The organism is Roseobacter sp. N2S (assembly GCF_031454055.1).
GTDB lineage: Bacteria > Pseudomonadota > Alphaproteobacteria > Rhodobacterales > Rhodobacteraceae > Amylibacter.
In genome coordinates this window covers 406322-427249 of sequence record NZ_JAVDQB010000003.1, presented here as the reverse complement: position 1 = coordinate 427249, position 20928 = coordinate 406322, and the positions used below count along the sequence as shown (strand labels likewise).

The 20928-nt window shown below is 54.9% G+C and carries 21 protein-coding genes; 15 read left to right on the top strand and 6 right to left on the bottom strand.

Going from position 1 to position 20928, the window contains the following annotated elements; genetic code table 11:
• Positions 1–20 precede the first annotated feature (20 nt).
• Both GGE09_RS11140 and GGE09_RS11135 read right to left on the bottom strand, forming a co-directional pair.
• Positions 21–917 (bottom strand): hypothetical protein, encoded by an 897-nt coding sequence (locus GGE09_RS11140; RefSeq protein ID WP_309746198.1) that lies wholly within the window; start codon positions 915–917, stop codon positions 21–23.
• Positions 917–1459 carry a hypothetical protein gene (locus GGE09_RS11135; RefSeq protein WP_309746197.1) on the bottom strand — a complete coding sequence of 181 codons (543 nt, stop codon included), beginning with the start codon at positions 1457–1459 and terminating at the stop codon, positions 917–919. Before GGE09_RS11135 ends, GGE09_RS11140 begins: the two co-directional genes overlap by 1 nt.
• A gap of 179 nt (positions 1460–1638) precedes the next feature.
• On the opposite strand from GGE09_RS11135, the gene nrdR reads away from it, so the two are divergent.
• Complete coding sequence (gene nrdR, locus GGE09_RS11130; protein WP_309746196.1) at positions 1639–2112, top strand: transcriptional regulator NrdR; 474 nt, start codon at positions 1639–1641, stop codon at positions 2110–2112.
• 26 nt (positions 2113–2138) lie between these two features.
• Positions 2139–3212 (top strand): bifunctional diaminohydroxyphosphoribosylaminopyrimidine deaminase/5-amino-6-(5-phosphoribosylamino)uracil reductase RibD, encoded by a 1074-nt coding sequence (ribD, locus tag GGE09_RS11125; protein ID WP_309746224.1) that lies wholly within the window; start codon positions 2139–2141, stop codon positions 3210–3212.
• A gap of 62 nt (positions 3213–3274) precedes the next feature.
• Here ribD and GGE09_RS11120 read toward each other — a convergent pair whose 3' ends face one another.
• The 3 genes from GGE09_RS11120 to GGE09_RS11110 form a co-directional block, all read right to left on the bottom strand.
• Complete coding sequence (locus GGE09_RS11120) at positions 3275–5317, bottom strand: capsular polysaccharide biosynthesis protein (RefSeq protein WP_309746195.1); 2043 nt, start codon at positions 5315–5317, stop codon at positions 3275–3277.
• A 42-nt stretch (positions 5318–5359) separates the two neighbouring features.
• Positions 5360–6454 carry a polysaccharide biosynthesis/export family protein gene (locus tag GGE09_RS11115; RefSeq protein WP_309746194.1) on the bottom strand — a complete coding sequence of 365 codons (1095 nt, stop codon included), beginning with the start codon at positions 6452–6454 and terminating at the stop codon, positions 5360–5362.
• Between the two features lie 123 nt (positions 6455–6577).
• Entirely contained in the window at positions 6578–7933 is a 1356-nt protein-coding gene (locus GGE09_RS11110; RefSeq protein WP_309746193.1) for a capsule biosynthesis protein CapA, read from the bottom strand.
• Positions 7934–8104: 171 nt separating this feature from the next.
• Here GGE09_RS11110 and GGE09_RS11105 point away from each other — a divergent pair, with 171 nt between their 5' ends.
• From GGE09_RS11105 to rimI, 12 genes are all read left to right on the top strand, one after another.
• On the top strand, positions 8105–8710 hold the full coding sequence (locus tag GGE09_RS11105) for a riboflavin synthase (RefSeq protein ID WP_309746223.1): 606 nt from the start codon (positions 8105–8107) through the stop codon (positions 8708–8710).
• 11 nt (positions 8711–8721) lie between these two features.
• The gene (gene ribB / locus GGE09_RS11100; RefSeq protein ID WP_309746192.1) at positions 8722–9819 is read left to right on the top strand and encodes a 3,4-dihydroxy-2-butanone-4-phosphate synthase; all 1098 of its coding nucleotides are present in this window, start codon (positions 8722–8724) and stop codon (positions 9817–9819) included.
• Between the two features lie 3 nt (positions 9820–9822).
• Positions 9823–10380, top strand: a complete 558-nt coding sequence (locus tag GGE09_RS11095; RefSeq protein WP_309746191.1) for a 6,7-dimethyl-8-ribityllumazine synthase — start codon at positions 9823–9825, stop codon at positions 10378–10380.
• Positions 10377–10838 carry a transcription antitermination factor NusB gene (nusB, locus tag GGE09_RS11090; protein WP_309746190.1) on the top strand — a complete coding sequence of 154 codons (462 nt, stop codon included), beginning with the start codon at positions 10377–10379 and terminating at the stop codon, positions 10836–10838. Before GGE09_RS11095 ends, nusB begins: the two co-directional genes overlap by 4 nt.
• 151 nt (positions 10839–10989) lie before the next feature.
• Positions 10990–12204, top strand: coding sequence for an MFS transporter (locus tag GGE09_RS11085; protein ID WP_309746189.1), 1215 nt, complete (start codon positions 10990–10992; stop codon positions 12202–12204).
• A gap of 139 nt (positions 12205–12343) precedes the next feature.
• The gene (locus tag GGE09_RS11080; protein ID WP_309746188.1) at positions 12344–13507 is read left to right on the top strand and encodes an alpha-hydroxy acid oxidase; all 1164 of its coding nucleotides are present in this window, start codon (positions 12344–12346) and stop codon (positions 13505–13507) included.
• A 219-nt stretch (positions 13508–13726) separates the two neighbouring features.
• Positions 13727–14362 carry a 50S ribosomal protein L25/general stress protein Ctc gene (locus GGE09_RS11075; RefSeq protein WP_405048543.1) on the top strand — a complete coding sequence of 212 codons (636 nt, stop codon included), beginning with the start codon at positions 13727–13729 and terminating at the stop codon, positions 14360–14362.
• Between the two features lie 136 nt (positions 14363–14498).
• Complete coding sequence (pth, locus tag GGE09_RS11070; protein WP_309746187.1) at positions 14499–15173, top strand: aminoacyl-tRNA hydrolase; 675 nt, start codon at positions 14499–14501, stop codon at positions 15171–15173.
• A gap of 15 nt (positions 15174–15188) precedes the next feature.
• Positions 15189–16397, top strand: a complete 1209-nt coding sequence (locus tag GGE09_RS11065; RefSeq protein ID WP_309746186.1) for a serine hydrolase — start codon at positions 15189–15191, stop codon at positions 16395–16397.
• A gap of 69 nt (positions 16398–16466) precedes the next feature.
• A complete protein-coding gene (locus tag GGE09_RS11060) occupies positions 16467–17027 on the top strand; it encodes a NifU family protein (RefSeq protein WP_309746185.1) in 561 nt (186 codons plus the stop codon).
• On the top strand, positions 17017–17649 hold the full coding sequence (gene tsaB / locus GGE09_RS11055) for a tRNA (adenosine(37)-N6)-threonylcarbamoyltransferase complex dimerization subunit type 1 TsaB (RefSeq protein WP_309746184.1): 633 nt from the start codon (positions 17017–17019) through the stop codon (positions 17647–17649). The genes GGE09_RS11060 and tsaB overlap by 11 nt, the downstream gene beginning before the upstream one ends.
• On the top strand, positions 17646–18056 hold the full coding sequence (gene rimI, locus GGE09_RS11050; RefSeq protein ID WP_309746183.1) for a ribosomal protein S18-alanine N-acetyltransferase: 411 nt from the start codon (positions 17646–17648) through the stop codon (positions 18054–18056). Before tsaB ends, rimI begins: the two co-directional genes overlap by 4 nt.
• Here rimI and GGE09_RS11045 read toward each other — a convergent pair.
• A complete protein-coding gene (locus GGE09_RS11045; RefSeq protein WP_309746182.1) occupies positions 18053–18790 on the bottom strand; it encodes an SDR family oxidoreductase in 738 nt (245 codons plus the stop codon). The two genes, rimI and GGE09_RS11045, sit on opposite strands and share 4 nt — an antisense overlap.
• Positions 18791–18999: 209 nt before the next feature.
• Here GGE09_RS11045 and GGE09_RS11040 point away from each other — a divergent pair, with 209 nt between their 5' ends.
• Entirely contained in the window at positions 19000–20856 is a 1857-nt protein-coding gene (locus GGE09_RS11040; protein WP_405048546.1) for an SLC13 family permease, read from the top strand.
• Positions 20857–20928 lie beyond the last annotated feature (72 nt).

Below are 20928 nucleotides of genomic sequence, written 5' to 3'. Positions count from 1 at the left end.
TCCCTCTCATTGCATTTGGATTAACTGATAATACCAGGGCGCAACCCCATCATCTCCATAATCAAAAGATAGGCGATTCCAATCACATACCACAGACGCGCCCTCTTAGTATGTTCATCTGTAATCGCAAATCCAAGGATCAGATTCATCGACAGAAACACATTTTCATTCCGCGTCGAATAAATAATCAACACAAACAGCAACACGGCATAGTGGGTCCAAATACCAAGCCGCTTTCGGAACAAGATAAACAGCTCAATCAATGTCTGCGACGCAAGTGCGGCATAGGTTAAGACAACCGCCAGCAGCTGAACCCAAAAAGGGATCGTCAATGCAACCGTGGCGCCGCCCCCTGGTCGTTGGGCCAACAACATTTTTTGCGCATCAAGGTTCTGCTTAACCACTTCTGGCCAATCTGAATAAAACAACGAAATCAGCGTCTTGAACATATATCCGTTCGCCAGATACCCCCCCAACAAAGCCCCGCTCATGTAATGGGTAGACACACCTTTCTGGATCAAGGCCAAGCCCATTAAGATACTGATTAACAACACGGCAGCCCGCGACATAACCGCAGGCGCGGTGTCACCAGATGCACAGGCAATCATTAAGGCAAGGCCAATAAATGTGATCATAAATCCATGGTTCGCGACCACATAATAATTCATTCCCACATTCAAGGCCAAGCCTAGCACAATCCAAAACAGTAAAACCGCACGCTGGCGCATCTCGGCAGCGGTCATCAGCAGTATCAATAGAAACGGCATAAAAAATCGGGCTATAAATGGAATGTATTCTTTTGATGTGAAGAAAACGAATACAATTGCCGAAAACAAAATAAGTAACGTGCGGATGTATTCGTCACTCACAAACCGTGTGATGGGAGAAATGAGAGTGCGGTTTCGAAATGTGGCCATCATTCCGCCCTCACGCCAGAATATTTGAACACGCTTTCACGCGTCACCGTATTACTTTCAAGATCGAACCGATTTTCATAAACTTCAAGTGTCAGGCGATCCGGCTTGAACACTGAATCGCTTTCAGGAGTAACTTGCCCGATCAGCGCCTCTGGCCAGCGCACGCGGGACAGTTGGTTAATCAGTCGGGCAGCCTGCACATCACGGGGATAGAACCGAAACCGTTCGGCATTTTTCGTCAGTGCAGCCAGATAAGCGCCCCCACTGACACGCGCAGCTTCACGCCATTCTACAAATGCAGGTGTCTCGGGCCACAGTTGAACGAAGGCCGTCCCGTCCTTGCCTTCCAAATGAAGCCAAACTGCGCGATCCTCCGCATGGGGTTCGGTATACATGCCAAAGCCACCACCCTTCCACGCCAACAGAGGTGTGGTTTTATGCAGATAAACCTGAAAAGGCACATTAACGGCCACCAAGACCGCCAAAATAGTCACAAACAGATTTGCCCGCAGACCAATCCAGTCCAGCGATTTTCTCAGCATTTCATTCCCCAGCAAAACAATCGGATTTAGATTATCAATTTCCCGTCTCATCCGTCAACCAAAGCAACACAAGATGCCGAATAGCACACAGTATCTAGGGTTTAGCGATTTCTTCTACCCAAATGCTGTAAGATTGGTATAGTTGAGAAAAATAAGAACAAAATTTGAGGTACAGGCCCATGAGATGCCCATTTTGTGGTAACACAGACACCCAAGTGAAAGACAGCCGACCGGCAGAAGACCATGTCGCCATTCGTCGGCGGCGGTTCTGCCCTTCCTGTGGCGGACGGTTTACAACCTATGAACGTGTGCAGTTGCGTGATCTGGTCGTCGTTAAAAAGAACGGTAAAAGAGAAGACTTTGACCGCGACAAGCTGGAACGCTCGATCCGTATGGCCATGCAAAAACGCCCGATTGATCCCGAACGGGTGGATCAAATGATTTCAGGCATCGTTCGTCGGCTGGAAAGCATGGGTGAAAGCGATGTTGCCTCGGACAAAATCGGCGAGATCGTGATGGATACGTTGGCACGGATTGACACAGTGGCCTATGTTCGTTTTGCCAGTGTTTACAAGAACTTCCAAGCCGCCGACGACTTCGAAGATTTCGTACATGAACTGCGCCCGCCAACCGCGGGTGAAGAGGAAAAGTGACACTAACAGCAGTGGATGAAAGGTGGATGCGTTTGGCCCTGACCTTGGGCAAACGCGGATTGGGCAATGTTTGGCCCAATCCCGCGGTGGGCTGTGTGCTTGTCAAAAACGGGCGTGTAGTTGGCCGTGGCTGGACCCAACCAGGGGGCCGTCCACACGCCGAAGTCCACGCCCTGTCCCATGCAGGAAAGGCCGCGAAAGGCGCTACGGCCTATGTCACGCTAGAACCTTGCGCCCATCAAGGACAAACAGGCCCCTGCGCCAACGCACTGATCACAGCAGGTATAACCCGCGTGGTCAGCGCCACGCAGGATCCTGACACCCGAGTATCGGGAAAAGGTTACGAAATCCTGAAATCCGCAGGCATTTTCCTGACACAAGACATCCTAAAAACCCAAGCTGATGCCGCACATGCTGGATTTTTCAGCCGCATTCAGAAAAACCGCCCCTTTGTCACCCTGAAACTTGCCAGCAGTCTGGACGGGCGGATTGCTACAAAAACGGGTGACAGCCGCTGGATTACTGGCCCGATGTCCCGACGCGCCGTACACCTGATGCGCGCGCAACATGATGCCATACTTGTGGGGCGCAATACGGTCGCGCAAGACGATCCAGACCTGACTGTGCGCGACATGGGTTTATCCCACCGCTCCCCTATCCGCGTGGTGCTGGACAGTGGTTTGAACCTGCCGGCCACGGGTCGGTTGGCCAACAGTGCAACGCAAATTCCTCTGTGGATTTGCCATTCAGAACACGCCAAAACCACAGAAAAATGGCATCAGATCGGCGCTATTCCACTGGCCTGTCCCCCCGATCAGCAAGGCCGGATCGACATCAACAACGTCCTCGCCACTTTGGCCGAACGCGGCATCACGCGCCTGTTCGTTGAAGGCGGTGGCCAGGTCGCAGCCTCGCTCTTGCGCGCAGGGGCTGTGGATCAACTGGCCCTGTTCACCGCTGGCGTTGCAATTGGTTCAGACGGGCTGGCCAACCTCGCCAGTCTTGGCACCGATGCGCTTGCGGATGCGCCAAGATTCACACGCAAATCCGTCACCCCACTTGGGCCAGACGTGCTATCCATCTGGACCCCAAGCCAGTAATAACCCTCACACCTATCGGCTTCTTTAGAGCGTAAATACCTATTCTACGCCCAAATCCAAAGTCAGCGCCACAAATGCGCGTAACTGGCAAAAACGCCTTGCACCTTGGCCAAGGCCTTGATCGCAATCCGTTTCCTGCCCGCCACTTGCCCCGATGCGAAACGCGCTAACACGGTTTCCACCCCACAGGGCCACCCGGAAACAGGGTCCCAATACAACGGGTAATCCACCAAGGCAGCATGGATCAGCCCCTCCAGTGATACCTGCGCAGTCCGCCGATCAGGTACATCGCCCAAGTCTTCGGTCAGCCCCCAGCCCGCGTAAAAGGGTGCCCCGTAACAAACGACGGATTTACCACGCAGCAACGCCTCAAATCCGGTGAGCGAGGTCATGGTGGCCACACAATCCACCCGATCCAACAGCGCTGAAATATCCGCCTGTTCCACCACCATATCTGAAATCTGCGCAATTTCCCCCATGGCCTGCCCGCCATCGCGCAACCCCGCCAAGACGTCAGGATGAGGTTTATAAAGGATAAAACTATCGGGAAATCGCAGACGCGCCTGTCGCAGCAACGCCAGATTGGTGGCCACCGTCGTCGTGCCTTTCAGGATGGATTGATCATCCTCCACCTGCCCTGGCACCAGAACCAGATGGCGGCCTTTTGGCAATTCAACCTGCCTTGTTGTTTTCAGATTATACTTTGACAAACCAAGCGCGGTTATTGCCTGACGCAATGCTTCAGCCCGCGCGCGTTTGCGATCTGATAAGCCTGCATTCTGCGCAATCAGCCTTTCCAAGCGGCTTTCACGGGTTGGGTCATAGTAAATCCCCAAGTCATCCAGCGCCAAAGACACCGGCGCGACAAGTGCTGCGCCCAACCCTGCCGAGCGTAAAAATCCATCCTCGACACGCACCAACGGAACGTCCGCCGCCGCGCAGGCCTTTGCCAATGCTTCGGTTTCCTTGCCAGACCAGACATAGACGCCGCCCTGTTTTTTCTTTGCTGCCTTTGCCGCCTGCTCTGGGGTTTCAATGAACTGCGGCGCGCCACTGCCTTGATCAAAAAAGCCGCGTAAAAAGCCGCGCTTCCACAAGCGCATCCCGACAAAGATTTTTGGTTTGGAATGGGCCCGCCTGAAGGCCGCCATAGCTGCCAAAGAATGGGCCGTTGCGATGAAATCGGACGGGCTTCGGGTGTGGGGATCAACCCAAGTGCAATAGTCAACATAGGCCGCGTGGAACAGTTGCTCCACGCTTCGGGAACCCAGTTGCGTGACCGCCGGATGGCGATCTTCGGTCAGGTCCAAACCGCAATAAAACGCATTGCCAAAAACCACGGGGCGATGGCCCGCGAATATTGCTTCCATCCCCATTTGCGAAGATACACAATACACCGCGCGGGCGCGATCCAGCAAAATCCACGGCGACACAGGTTCGGTGAACAGAACAACCCGTTCGGATTGATCGCCAATGTCAAAATAGCCCCGACGTTTTTGGGCCAGCGTTTCCGGGTGGGTCTTGATCAGGATTGTCCCGTCCGGATGCTCGGCCAATGCGGCATCCAGCATATGTTGAAACATCCCTGCATCCGCCCCTGCCCCCGTGATTGAAGCATCGCCAAAGGTTTGATCCACCACCAGCACAAACCGGTCTGGCAGGTCGGGCACAGCCAGATCAAAATCATTGTATTTGGATAGGTGCGCGTCCCGCAGAAGGGCAATTCCATCAGTTGCTGCTTGGGTTTGTGGTGCGTCCAGCGCAGGCCCAGCCCGCAAAATATCACGTAGATCATTCGGACGGTCAGGTTCGAAATAGATGCCCTGACGATCCTGAATGAGGGAGAGTGGCGCATCACCTTGACGGCCGGTTCGCACAGACCGCAGGAAACCATCCTCTGCCGTGATAAGGCTGGCACCTGTTGCGTTGGCAATGCGAATACCACGTTTGGATATGGGTTTTCGCCCCCAAATCAGGATGTTATCCCCAGAACGCGGCCAGCCAAATCGCGGCTTCAATCCCGCAGATTTTAAAGCCGTTCGCAACGGTTTGTTGAAAAAGAAACTTAATGAAAAGCCAAAGACCCGCGTGCTGTTTTCAGGCAAGTGCGCGGGTCTTTTTTGTTTCATCGGTTCGGGCGGGCGGCCTTAGCCACCCGTCGCTGCAACAAGTGAATTTGCAGCACCGGTACTGGATGTCAGGACCGACAGTGTTTTGGTCCATTGCACATAAGGTGCCTCGGTCACGTAAATCGTGTCGCCGTCGCGGATTTCAAAATCACGCCCCAAAAACACGCCCGTGGGTTCTGTCAGATCCAGAACATAAGCGAACCGTTTCGAGGTGGTGAAATCGTTCCGACCCAGCACGCGGTTCGCGTAGTCGGGGGATTCATCGCGGAAGATAAAAATGCCCGTCGGGTCCGCCAGATTACTGTTCAAACCGCCCATAAAGGCAATCGCTTCGATGGCATTCATGGTGGGTTGGGGGAATTCCACCAAAGACTGCCCGCCCATGGCACCAAGTGCGGTAAAGCGGCGGGTGTCTTCCTGAATCAGGATACGATCACCAGGGCGCAGGGCGATGTCTTGTTCATTGCTGGCAAACAGGTCTTCCAGCCAGACCGTGCCTTTATGGGATCCACGGATCACACTAACGCGGGTATTTTCTGGATCGGTGGTTACACCGCCTGCCGCTGCAATCATAGTTGACAGCGTGCTGGTCGAAGCCTCGATCGGGAAAACGCCCTGACCACCTGCGCCAACGATGGAAACGGTTGATCCGTCCCCCGCCGCGCGGGCGACGATGAACTGTGGATCAGGAGTTTGAGCATCAAGTTTGCGCGTGATGATCTGGCGCAAAGCCTCGGGCGTGTTGCCCGCAGCGCGAATACGGCCAGCGTAAGGGATAAAAATGTGCCCCGTCTGGTCCACTTGCAATTCTGTCAGGGTCGAGGGCGCGCCAGCGGTGCCAAACAGCCCTTCTTCGACGTTTTCATAGACCGTCAGCAGCAGTTTATCACCGCGCCGGATTGTATCCGCGCCGATGTTACCCGCTTTCAGGAATTCTGCGTCAAAACCGGCATTCGGCGCATCGGCCGTTGCCTGAACCACGCGGTCATTAACGGAAACGATGTAGGCATTGCCCTGTTGCTGGACGCTACCAGCAAAGATTTCCCGTTTATTGGGCCCTGGACGCGGCAACCCACAGGATGACACGGCGAACGCCATAACGAAAAGAGCCAATAACCCGGCTTTAGGTGTGTTAACTTTTGACAAAGTTTCTGCCCCTTTTGTCAAAACTGCCTCAGTTTTTTCTTTTAGGGTGGCACATAGCGTAAGGAAATCAAAGCCTTTTGATTCGCGGCGCTATTTCACAACCTGAAACTGTTGCAATGGAGACGCGTTTGCGGCCTCCAAAGCTTCATAGGGGTCTTGTTCTGACAAAACCATATCCACCACCTGCCGCACAAGGCGCACACGTCCCCTGCGGGAATAAAACCCGCCGGTGATCTGGGATGTCATCAACAAAAACTGGCGATAGTCGCGATAGGCCGTCAGGTCCGGTTTCTTTGGCGCCGCAAAAAACGCATCAAGCGGCTGTTCCGAGGTAAATTCAGGCTTGCAAAACACCCCCGCCCCCAGCGCCTTGACCGGCAATCCACGCCAAAGGGCTTGTTGTGCGGCGGTGGAATTGATGGTGACAACCGAGCGGGCATAATCCAGCAATTCGGCCAGTTTTCCGCCGCGCACAAAATGGATACGCCCTATCAGGTCAAACTCTTTCGCCAGTTGTTCGGCCACCAAAGACAAGGGCTGGCGGTCGTCCTCTAGCGGGTGGGATTTGAAAACCAGATGGTGGTGTTTCGGGGCTTTACGGGCAAAAGCCTCTACGCAAATGCGCATGAATTCAGCCATTCCAGTAAACTGCGAATGGCTGCGGATAGAGGCATCGTGGCTTAATTGCAGCAGGCTTAGATGATAGACAAACCCGTTGCGCTTGATTGACTGAGTCGCCCGCCAGCGCCGGTAGGCATGGGCGGGACGTGTGATCAAGCGCTTGAAATGCAACCAGAATTCATGGCTTACAGGGCTGTCCCTGTGGGTTTTATAATTGATGAAGCGCCGATTTCGGAACAGAATATGCCAGTGATAAATCGCCCCCAAAAGAATGTGCTGGCGCATATCCCCCCAGCGGGCCGGAGCCTCTGGCTGGTCATTATCCACATGGCTCAACGCTTCGCGCATGGTGGCAACGCTAAGATCCATCAGACGGGAAAATCCGTTCACCCCGCCCCGCTCGTAGGTGACCCAATAGGGCCGCAGATAGCCTTCTTCAAAGCAATGCACCCGAATGCCCAGACTTTTGGCCACCTCAACGGCGGTTTTGTGTAAAGGACGGGTATCGCCATAGATCACAAGGTCGGTAATGCCTGTTTTCAGAAAATCTTCGAGATATTGCGGCCATTGTTCATAGGGTTTGGTAAAGGCCACAAATGTACTGCGATTGCGCCAGAAAAACCGGTCCCCCTCATTAAAGCCGATCTTGGTCACATCCGCGCCAGACTGGGCAATTGCTTTGCTCAGCTCATAGAAAAACGGGCCGTGTGGACCCTGCAAAAACAAAAACGACTTCTTATCTTGGCGCAACTCTAGCATACCGTTGATTTTTTGGCCCAACGCCCCTACCTGCGTGATATATTGCGAATTCGATATAATGGCCACGCATAATCCCATCGTGTGACTGTGCAACCACAGTTTTCAATCAGATAAGTGCCGATTTGCATCACCAAATTTTGCAAGAGCCCCCCGTCAGACCCGCAGAAAATCATAGTTGGACTTGCTCAATTTGTACACAAGAGCTAGGTGCAAAGGAGCAAAAAACAGGTGAAAAACATGTTCACAGGTATCATTACCGACATTGGCAAGGTTGCCGAACTGGAACAGCGCGGCGATCTGCGTGCGCGCATTACAACGCAATATGACCCGAGCACCATTGATCTGGGCGCTTCTATTGCTTGCGAAGGCGTGTGCCTGACCGTGATCGAGTCCGGCACCACCCAGAACGCCAACTGGTTTGATGTGGAAATTTCCGCCGAAACCGTGTCCAAAACCAACCTTGGCACTTGGGCCGCCAATCGCCCGATCAATCTGGAACGCGCCTTAAAGGTCGGGGATGAACTGGGCGGGCATATTGTGTCGGGCCATGTGGACGGTCTGGCCGAGGTGATTGAAATTCACGATGAAGGCGATAGCACCCGCGTCACCCTGCGTGCCCCTGTGGCGCTGGCAAAATTCATCGCGTCCAAAGGGTCAGTGGCGCTGAACGGCACGTCTTTGACGGTAAACGGGGTGAACAACACGGATTTTGACATCAATTTCATCCCCCACACCAAACAGCACACCACTTGGGGCAATGTTTCGCTGGGCGATCAAATCAATCTGGAAATCGACACGCTGGCGCGCTATGTGGCCCGTCTTGCCGAAATGACCAACGCTTAGGGCCTGCTATTATGACCGACGACTCCTTTCACGACATGATTTCCCCGATCGAGGACATCATCGCCGATGCCAAAGCGGGCAAGATGTTCATTCTGGTGGATCATGAAGACCGCGAAAACGAAGGCGATCTGGTTATTCCTGCTGAAATGGCCACGCCAGAGGCGATTAACTTTATGGCAACTCACGGGCGCGGGCTGATCTGTCTGTCCCTTGAATCCGAACGCCTGAACGCACTTGGCCTGCCGATGATGGCCACGGCCAATTCCTCGCGCCATGAAACAGCCTTTACCGTGTCGATCGAAGCCCGCGAAGGGGTGACAACTGGTATTTCTGCCCATGACCGCGCCAAAACCATCGCAGTGGCCATTGATGGCACCAGCGGCGCACAAGATATCGCGACCCCCGGCCATGTATTCCCGCTGCGCGCCCGCGAAGGCGGCGTTCTGGTGCGCGCCGGCCACACCGAAGCCGCGGTGGACGTGTCTCGGCTGGCGGGGTTGAACCCGTCCGGTGTGATCTGTGAAATCATGAACGACGACGGCACCATGGCCCGTCTGCCCGATCTGATTGGCTATGCCCAATTGCACGGGCTTAAGATCGGCACGATTTCCGATCTGATTGCCTATCGCCTGCGCTATGACAATCTGGTGCATGAAACCGCCAGCCGGACAGTTACATCCAGCTATGGCGGCGATTGGAACCTGCGGATTTTCACCGATAAGACCAATGAAACCGAACATGTGGTTCTGGTCAAAGGGGACATCACCACCCCTGCCCCCGTTCTTGTACGCACTCATGCGCTGAACCCGCTCGAAGATCTGCTGGGCCTTGGCCCTGCACCTGCTGGCGAGTTGGCCCATGCAATGGAAACCATCGCCGCAGAGGGGCGCGGCGTTGTGATCCTGTTTCGCGATCTGAATGCCAAATTGCAACTGGACGAAGGCTCGACCCCGCGGCAATTGCGGTATACAGGTCTGGGATCACAGATCATGTCGTCTTTGGGCTTGCGGGATTTTATCCTGCTGACGGATTCTCCGATGCCCAAAATCATCGGGCTTGAAGCCTATGACCTGAACATCGTGGGCACCCGCCCCATCACGAAAGCGTAACCCATGGCCGGTTCTGAAACCCATTACGTGCTGCCCAGCCCCACATTCGACGACGCGGATGCACCGCATCTGTTGATTGTGGTCTCGCCTTATTACAAAGACATCGCGGATAATCTGGTTGCAGGCGCAAAAGCCGCGATCACAGCCGCAGGCGCAACCTGCGACTTGATCGAAGTTCCAGGCGCATTAGAAATCCCGACAGCGATCCGGCTGGCCAGCCGGTCTAACGATTTTGACGGTTTTGTCGCCCTTGGCTGCGTTATTCGCGGTGAAACAACCCATTACGAAACCGTCTGCAATGACAGCAGCCACGCGCTGAGCCGTTTGGGAATCGAAGGGTTCTGCCTTGGTAATGGCATCTTAACCGTCGAAAACCGCACCCAAGCAGAGGTGCGCGCCGCATCAGACGGCCAGAACAAAGGCGGCGGCGCAGCCCAAGCCGCGCTCCACCTGATCGCCATTTCACGGCGTTTTATGAACACAACCAAAAGCATCGGGTTCAAACCCGCGTCCGAGCACATCTTGATGGCGGGCGATATCAAGGACGATAAAACAGCATGAAACCGGCGGACAAACGACAAATCAAATCCGCCACGCGGTTGTATCTGGTTCAGGCCCTGTTCCAGATGGAGGCCTCTGATTCAGACGTAGAAACAGTGACCGAAGAGTTTCTGACCCACCGTTTTGGCGCACAAGAAGAAGAGCATGACTGGCTGGAAGGCAACGCAAATTTCTTTGAACGCCTTTTGACAGCAGCGGTCAGCAATCAGGCCAAGGTTGACCAACACACTGATCAAGCGCTGGTTGAAAAATGGCCCCTGAAACGGATCGACCCCACATTGCGCGCCCTGTTCCGCGCGGCTGGCGCAGAGTTGGTAAGCGAGCCGACACCGCCAAAAGTTGTTATTTCTGAATATGTTGATGTGGCCAAAGCGTTTTTTCCGGACGGGCGTGAGCCCAAGTTCGTTAACGCAGTGCTCGATCATATGGCGCGCGCGTTGCAGCCCCAAAATTTTTGAACGGGTTGGGGCTGTGCCGCCCCAGTCGTTTAGCGTCGCAGCCAACTTAGATTTGCCAATCCCCAAAAACGGCATGGGACTGTCGTAAAACTAACAGGTTTTACGACAGCGCTGCGCCAAGGTGGCAGACATACACAGTTGAAAGCCTCCGATGCGTTTGTTGATTTCCTTTGCCGCCCTCTTTCTATCCATCACGTTTTTGCAATTGTCCTCGGGTGCTATCGGGCCATTGGATGCTTTGTCGGGGCTGAAACTGGGATTTTCCCAAACACAGATCGGTCTGCTGGGATCGGCGCATTTTCTGGGCTTCTTTGTAGGATGCTGGTGGTCACCGCGTTTGATGGGGTCCGTGGGGCACACCCGCGCCTTTGCCGCTTTTGCTGCCTTTGGGGCCATTGGTGCGATTGCCCATCCAATGATGGTGGATCCCACCGCTTGGGCCATCATGCGGATCATGACGGGCCTCTGTGTAGCTGGCTGTTACACGGTGGTAGAATCCTGGATGCAGGCCAAACTGACCAACCAGACCCGAGGCCGCGTGATGGGCACCTACCGCGTGGTGGATATTGGAGCGTCTTCCATGGCGCAGCTGATGATCGGGGTGTTGGAACCCGGTTCTTACATGTCTTACAACCTGTTGGCGATTTTCTGTTGTGCCTGCCTGTTTCCCCTGACCCTGTCAAAGTCTGAGCAACCCAAAACCCCTGCCGCCCCGCGGCTGCACCCGATCCGCACCGCATTGCTATCCCCGTTGGGGGCGGCAGGTGTGATGGTTGCGGGCACAACATCAGCTGCCTTTCGGATGGTTTCCCCCATCTACGGACAGGAAGTCGGTCTGAGCGCGCAGCAAATCGGCTATTTTCTGGCCACCGTTCTGGTAGGCGGCGCGGTGGCGCAGTTTCCCGTCGGCTGGCTGGCGGATAAATACGACCGCCGCCATGTTCTGATCGGTCTGTCCGTGACCTCTATCATTGTTTGCGTCGGGTTTTCCTTTGTCGGCCCTGCCAATTTTGGCGGCGTGTTTGTCATGGCCGCCTTATTTGGCATCACCACCTTCCCGATATTTTCAGTCTCTGCCGCCCATGCCAACGACTTTGCCAACCCGGAAAACATCGTCGAAGTGAACGCATCCCTGATGTTTCTCTATGCCATCGGTGCAATCTTTAGCCCGATCATAGCCGCTGCCCTGATCGGCAGTTTCGGCCCTTCTGCCCTGTTCCTGTTCATCTCTGCCGCCCATGTGTTTTTGGTCATCTTCGGTCTGGCCCGCATGACCGCCCGCCCCACCAGCGGCACAAAAACCCGTTATAATTACGTGCCGCGCACGTCTTATCTGGTGGGCCGCTTGCTGCGTCGGAAACGGTAAAGGTTTGCCCCAAATCCGCCCCAGCGCGAATAATCAACCACTCTGGTCAACTCGCCTGACCAGTTTTCGCGTTTCCCCACTTGAGAACCCCATCCCCTTGCCCCTATTCTGACCGAGAATTTGAACAAGAGGTCTGGGCATGGCACCAATAACCAACATCTACGATTTGAAAGCACTCCACAAACGACGCACACCGCGGATGTTTTATGACTATGCCGAAAGCGGATCCTGGAGCGAGCAGACCTTTCGCGACAATGTAGATGATTTCTCGCGCCTGCGTCTGCGCCAGAAAGTTGCGGTGGATATGACCAACCGCACCACTAAAATGCCGCTGCTGGGGCAGGAATACGCGATGCCTGTGTCCTTGGCTCCCATTGGTTTGTTGGGAATGCAGCACCCTGACGGCGAAATCCTTGCCGCCCAAGCCGCCGAGGAATTCGGCGTGCCCTTCACTCTGTCCACTATGTCCATATGTTCGATCGAGGATGTGGCCGAAAACACCACAAAACCCTTTTGGTTCCAGTTGTATGTGATGCGGGATCGCGACTTTATTAACAGGTTAATTGATCGCGCAAAGGCGGCAAAATGTTCTGCCTTGGTGCTGACTTATGACCTGCAAATTCTGGGGCAGCGTCATAAAGACATCAAAAACGGCCTGACTGCGCCGCCACGCCTGACCCTTCCGAATATCCTGAACATCGCGACCAAGCCCAAATGGGCCTATAATATGCTGAACACCAAACGCCGCGAATTCCGCAATATTGTGGGGCATGTGAAAGGCGTCACGGATATGGCAAACCTTGGCGCTTGGACGGCTGAACAGTTTGATCCCGCGTTGAACTGGGGCGATGTGGCGTGGATCAAAGAACGCTGGGGTGGCCCGCTGATCATCAAGGGCATCCTGGACGTCGAAGACGCCAAACGCGCTGTCGAGGTTGGCGCGGATGCGTTGATCGTGTCCAACCACGGCGGACGGCAGTTGGATGGGGCCATTTCCTCAATCCGGATGCTGCCTGATATTGTCGATGCGGTTGGCGACCAGATCGAGGTCCATGTGGACGGTGGTATCCGTTCAGGCCAAGACGTACTGAAGGCAATTTCCCTTGGGGCCAAAGGCACAATGATCGGGCGCTCTTTCGTGCATGGTCTGGGCGCTATGGGCCGCGAAGGGGTGAAAACCGCGCTTCAAGTGATCCAGAAAGAGCTCGATACCACTATGGCCCTGTGCGGAGAGCGGGATCTGAACAATATGGGACGCAATAACCTGCTGATCCCAAAAGATTTTCGCGGAGAATGGGAGTAATCCGCTTCCCCAGCGCCTAGTCCCGATGGCCACCCGCTTATAAATGCAGCGGGTGGTTCAACCTGCCCTTACAGGCGCAAATGCCAGCCCTGTTGCCTTTTCCTCAGCAAAAACTGGTATTTTCCACCTTGCCCTTTTGCCATTTCTGCCCTAATGCAGCGCTTCACGCGGCACTTACACCCTTGGAGGATTGCCGCCATTTGCACATTGGAGAATATCATGGCCGAGATGCCAAACATCAACGCCACACCACGTACGGGGACCGGCAAGGGGGCCGCCCGTCAAGCCCGTCGCGACGGACTAGTACCAGGTGTGGTTTACGGCGGTGGCGAAGAGCCTATCGCGATCAACGTAAAATTTAACGAACTGCTCAAACAGCTGAAAGCTGGCCGTTTCTTGTCCACCCTGTTCAACCTGAAGGTTGAAGGCCAAGAAGACGTGCGCGTGATCTGCCGCAACGTACAACGGGACGTTGTCAAAGACCTTCCTGTTCACCTCGACCTGATGCGCCTGCGTCGGACGTCCCGTGTGAACCTGTTTGTGCCTGTTGAATTCATCAACGAAGAAACATCCGTTGGCCTGAAACGCGGCGGTGTTCTGACTGCTGTACGTAACGAGATCGAACTGAAAGTGACTGCGGGCAATATCCCTGACGCGATCCAAATCGATCTGGCTGATCTGGATGTGGGCGATATCGTTCACATTTCCGACGTCACCCTGCCAGAAGGCTCGCGCCCGATGATTACAGACCGTGACTTCGTGATTGCAAACATCTCTGCACCGTCCAGCCTGAAATCTTCGGATGCTGACGACGAAGCAGAAGATGAAGTCGCAGAAGACGCAACAGAAGAATAAATCTGTCGCGTTTGGAAAATTGAAACCCCGCGAGTTCATCGGAACACGCGGGGTTTTTCTTTGCGTTTTTGGCATCCCGCACAGATACCCGTTATAAAGCCATCGAATCGACCTCTCGGCAATAGGACCAGACCCCATGCAAATCTTTGTCGGCCTTGGAAACCCGGGCGCGAAATACGCCAACAACCGCCACAACATCGGCTTTATGGCCCTTGATCGCATCGCCGAAGATCACGGCTTTGCCCCGTGGCGCAGTAAATTTCAGGGCAAAGTATCCGAAGGCCGCTTGGGCAGCGAAAAGGTTATCCTGATCAAGCCCGAAACCTTTATGAACCTGTCCGGCCAATCCGTGGGCGAGGCCATGCGGTTTTACAAAGCCACCCCTGACGACATCACCGTTTTTCACGACGAACTAGACCTTGCCCCCGGCAAATGCCGCGTCAAACAGGGCGGCGGCCATGCGGGCCACAACGGGTTGCGCTCCATTCACCAACACATCGGCGAAACCTACGCCCGCGTGCGGATCGGCATTGGCCACCCTGGCCGCAAAGAGGCGGTTGCGGGATACGTCCTGCATGATTTTTCAAAAGCGGATGAGGTTTGGATCGACGATCTGTTGCGCGGTATTTCGGACGGAGCCAAGGATCTTGCGTCAGGCGACAGCGGTCGGTTCATGAATGCCGTCGCGCTGCGTGTGGTGCCGCCGCGCCCGTCCAAACCTGCGCCAAAGGCCGCAAAACCGGCAGAGCCAGCCACGCCCGAACCCGACACCCGCAGCCCGATGCAACGTTTAATGGATAAGTTTTCATAAAGCTGGACAGATAAAATGCCTGATTTTGCTGAACTAGGCGATACCGCCAAAATTCTAAGCCGCTTGCTTTTTCGGCTTGATTTCAAAGGGATACAGCGCGTTGCAAAAGTGGGTACACTGTTTGATCCAAAGAACATCACCGAAAATTTCACCGACATGCGCGCGTTGTTTTTCAACCAAGACGCACAGGTCACCCCACAAACTGTCAGCCCACTCCCCGCAGCGCCACGCAATATTGAACGCAGCTTCACTCATCAAGGGCGGCGCTTTGATCTGGACACTTGGCAAGCCGAGCGCAACATCAGTGCGCTGGTCGTTCTTAAAAACGGCACCATTGCCCATGAAACCTACCTGAACGGCACCACAGCACAGGACCGGCGCATTTCGTGGTCCATGTCCAAAAGCATCCTTTCAGCCACCTTTGGCGTGATGGTGGATCGCGGTATGATGCCGGATTTTGACACAAAAATCGGCGATCTGGTGCCGCTGTTGCAAGGGTCTGCCTATAACACCGCCACCATCCGCAATGTTTTGAACATGGCCAGCGGCGTCGCCTTTAACGAGGATTATCTGGATTATCATTCTGATATCAACCGCATGGGTCGCATTTTGGCCATCGGCGGATCAATGGATGCTTTTGCGGCAGGGCTGCGCGAACAGCAATGGCCTGCAGGCACCTACAACCACTATGTGTCCATCGACACCCATGTGATCGGCATGGTGATGCGGGCGGTTTCAGGGCGCGGCACCAACGCATTGGTGTCCGAGTTGATTTTCCAACCCATGGGGCTGGAACAAACGCCCTACTTCCTGACCGATAGTCTGGGCGAGCCTTTTGTTCTGGGCGGCCTGAACATGACCACACGGGATTATGCCCGTTTTGGTCTGATGTTTGCGCAACAAGGGCAGCTGAACGGACAACAGATTGTGTCTGCGGATTGGGTCAAAGCCTCCACCGCGCAATCCGCACCGCCCCCAGACCCGCAAAACGCCACCACACCTGAGGGCGCACATGGCTATGGCTATCAATGGTGGCGTCCCCACAATGCCGCCGAGGGTGAATTTTTTGCCATCGGCATTTACGGCCAGTACATATATGTAAACAGCCAACGTCAGGTGGTGATCGCCGTGAACGCAGGCGACACCCGTTTTCGTGAAGGCGACGGCGCTGTCTCGCAAATGAATATCGAGGTTTTCCGCCAGATCGCCGCATCTTTAGAATAATTCTAAATCTTGACAGAGCGCCGATCCAAGCGCATATCTAGGGCAACCTTCCAAAAGGATGTATGAGACATGTTTATTCAAACCGAAAGCACGCCGAACCCGGCCACATTGAAATTCTTGCCCGGTCAGGCGGTTCTGGCAACAGGCACCGCTGATTTCCCAACCGAAGACGCCGCCCAAGCCTCGCCTCTGGCGCAGATGATCTTTCGGGTATCCGGCGTCACTGGGGTTTTCTTTGGCCCTGATTTTGTGACCGTCACAAAGCAGGAAAACATTGAATGGAACCACATCAAACCCGCGATTCTGGGTGTGATCATGGAACATTACCAATCCGGCCAGCCTGTCATGGGCGCGGATGCGGAAAACACAGGTCACAAAGAACACACAGGCGAAGACGGCGAGATCGTTCAGCAAATCAAAGACTTGCTGGATACACGGGTGCGCCCTGCGGTGGCCCAAGATGGCGGCGACATCACCTTTCACGGCTTTGATCGCGGCATTGTCTACCTGCACATGCAGGGTGCCTGCGCGGGCTGCCCATCATCGACCATCACGTTGAAAATGGGCATCGAAAACCTGCTGCGCCACTATATCCCCGAAGTGACCGAGGTGCGCCCCGTTGCCGCCTGAACCACTTATTCTGGCCTTTGATACAGCAGCCGCGCATTGCGCGGCTGTCCTGTTTCAGGGGGATACCGTTCTGGCAAGCGCGATTGAACCAATGAATAAAGGACAGGCTGAACAGCTGTTCCCGATCCTTGACCGCGTTCTGTCTGAAGCTGGCCATGACTGGCCCGACCTATCCGCTATTGCTGTTGGCATTGGTCCGGGAAACTTTACGGGCATCCGTATTTCCGTGGCTGCGGCACGGGGGCTTTCCCTGTCTTTGGGCTTTCCCGCAATTGGCATTTCTCGTTTAGAAGCAATTGCCTACGGCACAGAATCAAAGCAAATCGCGGTTGTCGACGCCCGTCAAAATCGGATGTACCACCAGCGTTTTGACGCAGGCACCCCGCAAACAGACGTGGCCCTGTCCGACGTCGCAGATTTCCCAACAGACCTGCCATTTGTGTCAGATGCCCCCATAGACCTGCCCCGACTAACCCAAATCACACCCGAACATCTGTTGCAGAATATGGCTATTCTGGCGTCCCAGCGTTTTGGCACCGACCAACCGCGCCCTGCACCGCTTTATGTGCGCGCGCCGGATGCGGCCCTCCCGTCTGAACAGCCGCCGTTGATTCTGCCATGAACCCTGCGGAAATGGCTGCAATCCACGCCGCCTGTTTCACACAGCCCCGCCCGTGGTCCGAAGCGGAATTCGCCGAATTGTCAGCCTCTCCGCAGTGTATCATTCAGACCGCCAAGCTGGGCTTTGCAATCATCCGCCTTGCAGGCCCCGAGGCCGAATTGCTGACCATCGCTGTCCACCCCGAGGCACGCCGCCAAGGGCTGGCACGCAGCCTGCTAAATGCCCTGATAACAGACCTCAATTCCCGCAACTGCGAAGAAATCTTCCTCGAAGTTGTGGATGATAACACCCCGGCGATCCAGTTGTACCAAAGCGCAGGGTTCGAAAACCGCGCCATCCGCAAGGATTATTACAACGGCCCTAATGGGCAAAAATCTTCGGCACTTGTGATGCGCAAACTGCTTTAGCCGCGCCCGACAAACGGCATATCCGTGGCCATCACTGTCATGAACAAGACATTCGCATCCAGCGGCAGGCTTGCCATATGCAGCACCGCATCCGCCACATGCTGCACATCCATAGTCGATTCCGGTCGCATGGACCCATCCGCCTGCTGAATACCCGCAATCATTGGCGCAACCATTTCGGTATGGGCATTGCCAATGTCGATCTGTCCGCAAGCAATATTCACGGCACGACCGTCCAGCGCCAAAGTTTTGGTCAGCCCGCTAATGGCATGTTTTGTCGCCGTATAAGCCGCCGTTCCCGGCCGCGGCGTCGTGGCAGAAATCGACCCGTTGTTCACAATCCGCCCGCCTTGCGGTGATTGCCCACGCATAATCCGCCATGCGGCACGCGCGCATAAAAAACTACCCGTCAGGTTGATATCCACACAGTTGCGCCAGGCTGCCACGTCCATTTCATCAATGCTTGATCCCGCCACGCCCGTGCCTGCATTGTTAAACAGCGCATCCACGCGGCCAAAATGCGCTGCAACGGTATCAAAAGCCGCTTCTACCTGTGTTTCATCCGTAACATCACACGGCAAAGCCAGTGCTGCCGAACGACCAGCCGCCACCTGTTCCAAAGGTGCTGCACGGCGGCCGATCAAACCCACATTCCAGCCCGCATTTAAAAACGTTTCAGCCGTAGCAGCGCCAATACCGCTGCCCGCCCCTGTGATCACAATTGTCTGTGCCATAGCCCGATTGCCCCAAGATATTTACTTGCGAAAACCTAACCTGACTCCTGCGGTCATGCAAACGTGCAGTGTATCCCCATAAGTCCAAACACAGAGCCTGAATAATACCAACTGGCTGGTTGCCCGACACGCCTAGCCCGCGTATACAAATAAAGACCTGAACGACAAGAGGTTAAGGCCCCGTGGACCCAATAACACTAACCCCCGATATGATCGTTGTACTGGCCCTTTTGGGGTTCACAGTGGTGTTATTCGTATCCGAAGTCGTGCGCGTCGATGTGGCCGCAATCATCGTGATGGTCATGCTTGGCGCGCTAAGTTATTTGCCTGGCCTTGGCAGTCTGATCGAAATCAACCACCTGTTCGATGGCTTTGCCTCTAATGCGGTGATTTCCATTATTGCCGTTATGATTTTGGGCGCGGGTCTGGATAAAACGGGGCTGATGTCTAGCGTCGCTTCGGCCATTTTGAAATATGGCGGTACCAGCGAGGGTCGGATTATTCCGATCATCTCGGCCACAGTCGGGTTTATTTCAAGTTTTATGCAGAATGTGGGCGCTGCCGCCCTGTTCCTGCCAGTCGTGTCGCGCATTTCATCGCGCACCAATATTTCCATGTCCCGCCTGCTGATGCCCATGGGCTTTTGCGCAATCCTTGGCGGCACCATGACTATGGTCGGGTCTTCGCCGCTGATCCTGCTGAATGATCTGATCGAAACCGCCAATAAAGACCTGCCTGCCAATGCCCAGATGGACGCCTTTTCGCTGTTTTCCGTGGCGCCGGTTGGCATCGCACTGGTGCTAACGGGCATCTGTTATTTTACCTTTTTCGGTCGCTGGGTTCTGCCCGGCAGCACAGCCAAAGGTGACGGCGCATCAGGTCAGTCGATGAACGCCTACCTAAAACGGCTCTACGGCCTAAAAGCCGATATTGTTGAGGTCGAAATCCCCGAAGGCAACATCCTGCTCGGCCAAACCTTCAACGATCTGATGGAAGTTCACCACTGCTATATCATCGGCAGCTATTTCCAAGGCCACCGCTGGGTTGCCCCCGTGGTCAGCACCGAAATCACCACTCCCTGTCGCCTTGCCATCCTTGGACGGCGCAAAGTGATTGAGGAAATGGCCGATATCTATGGATTGGAAATCAAGCCAAACCTAGACATCTTTGCCGAAGAATTCGCCCCGACCAAATCAGGCGTTGCGGAAATTGTTGTGCCGCCAGACAGCCAAGTCATCGGCAAAACTGCCCAAGAACTGGCCCTGCGCAAAACCTATGGCATGTCCATGCTGGCGATCCACCGCGGCGATGACACCATGAGCCACGTTGAGCACGAAGACCACGAAGCCACTCGCATTGGCAGCGTCCCGCTGCGTGCTGGCGACACACTGGTGGTGCATATCTTATGGGAAAACCTGACCCGCATCAAAAAGGGCCGCGACTTCGTCGTCGTCACAACCGACTTCCCCCAAGAAGAACTACGCCCGCAAAAAGTCGGCTGGGCCGTGTTGTTTTTCGTCGTCGCGCTAAGCCTGATCCTGTTCACCGATATGCGCCTGTCGCTGTGCCTGCTGACGGGTGCGGCTGGCATGATCGTCACTCGTGTGATTGACATTGACGACGCCTATAATGCAGTGGGCTGGAATACAGTGTTCCTGCTCGCCTCCTTGATCCCGCTTGGCCAAGCTGTGCAAATGACTGGCACGGCGGAATGGATCGCCCAAGGCGTTTTGACCGTACTTGACGGATGGCCAATTTGGTCGCTTCAAGCGGGCGTTGCGATCCTTGCGACCATCTTTACATTGGTCATGTCGAACGTGGGCGCAACCGTTCTGCTGGTCCCCCTCGCAGTCTCGATCGCAGTGGCATCGGGCGGTGATCCGGCAATCTTTGCCATGACCGTGGCAATTTCCACATCTAACTCGTTCCTGATCCCCACCCATCAGGTCAACGCGCTTATCATGGGGCCTGCAGGCTACCGCGTGGTGGATTTCTTGCGCACGGGTGGCATTATGACAGTCCTGTTCCTGATCGTCTCCATGGTCATGATGAACCTCGTATTTTAGAAAACGGATGCCCCAAAACCTCGCCACCCCGCTTCTTCTTTCTAAAAATATCCCGGGGTCTTAGGGGCAGCG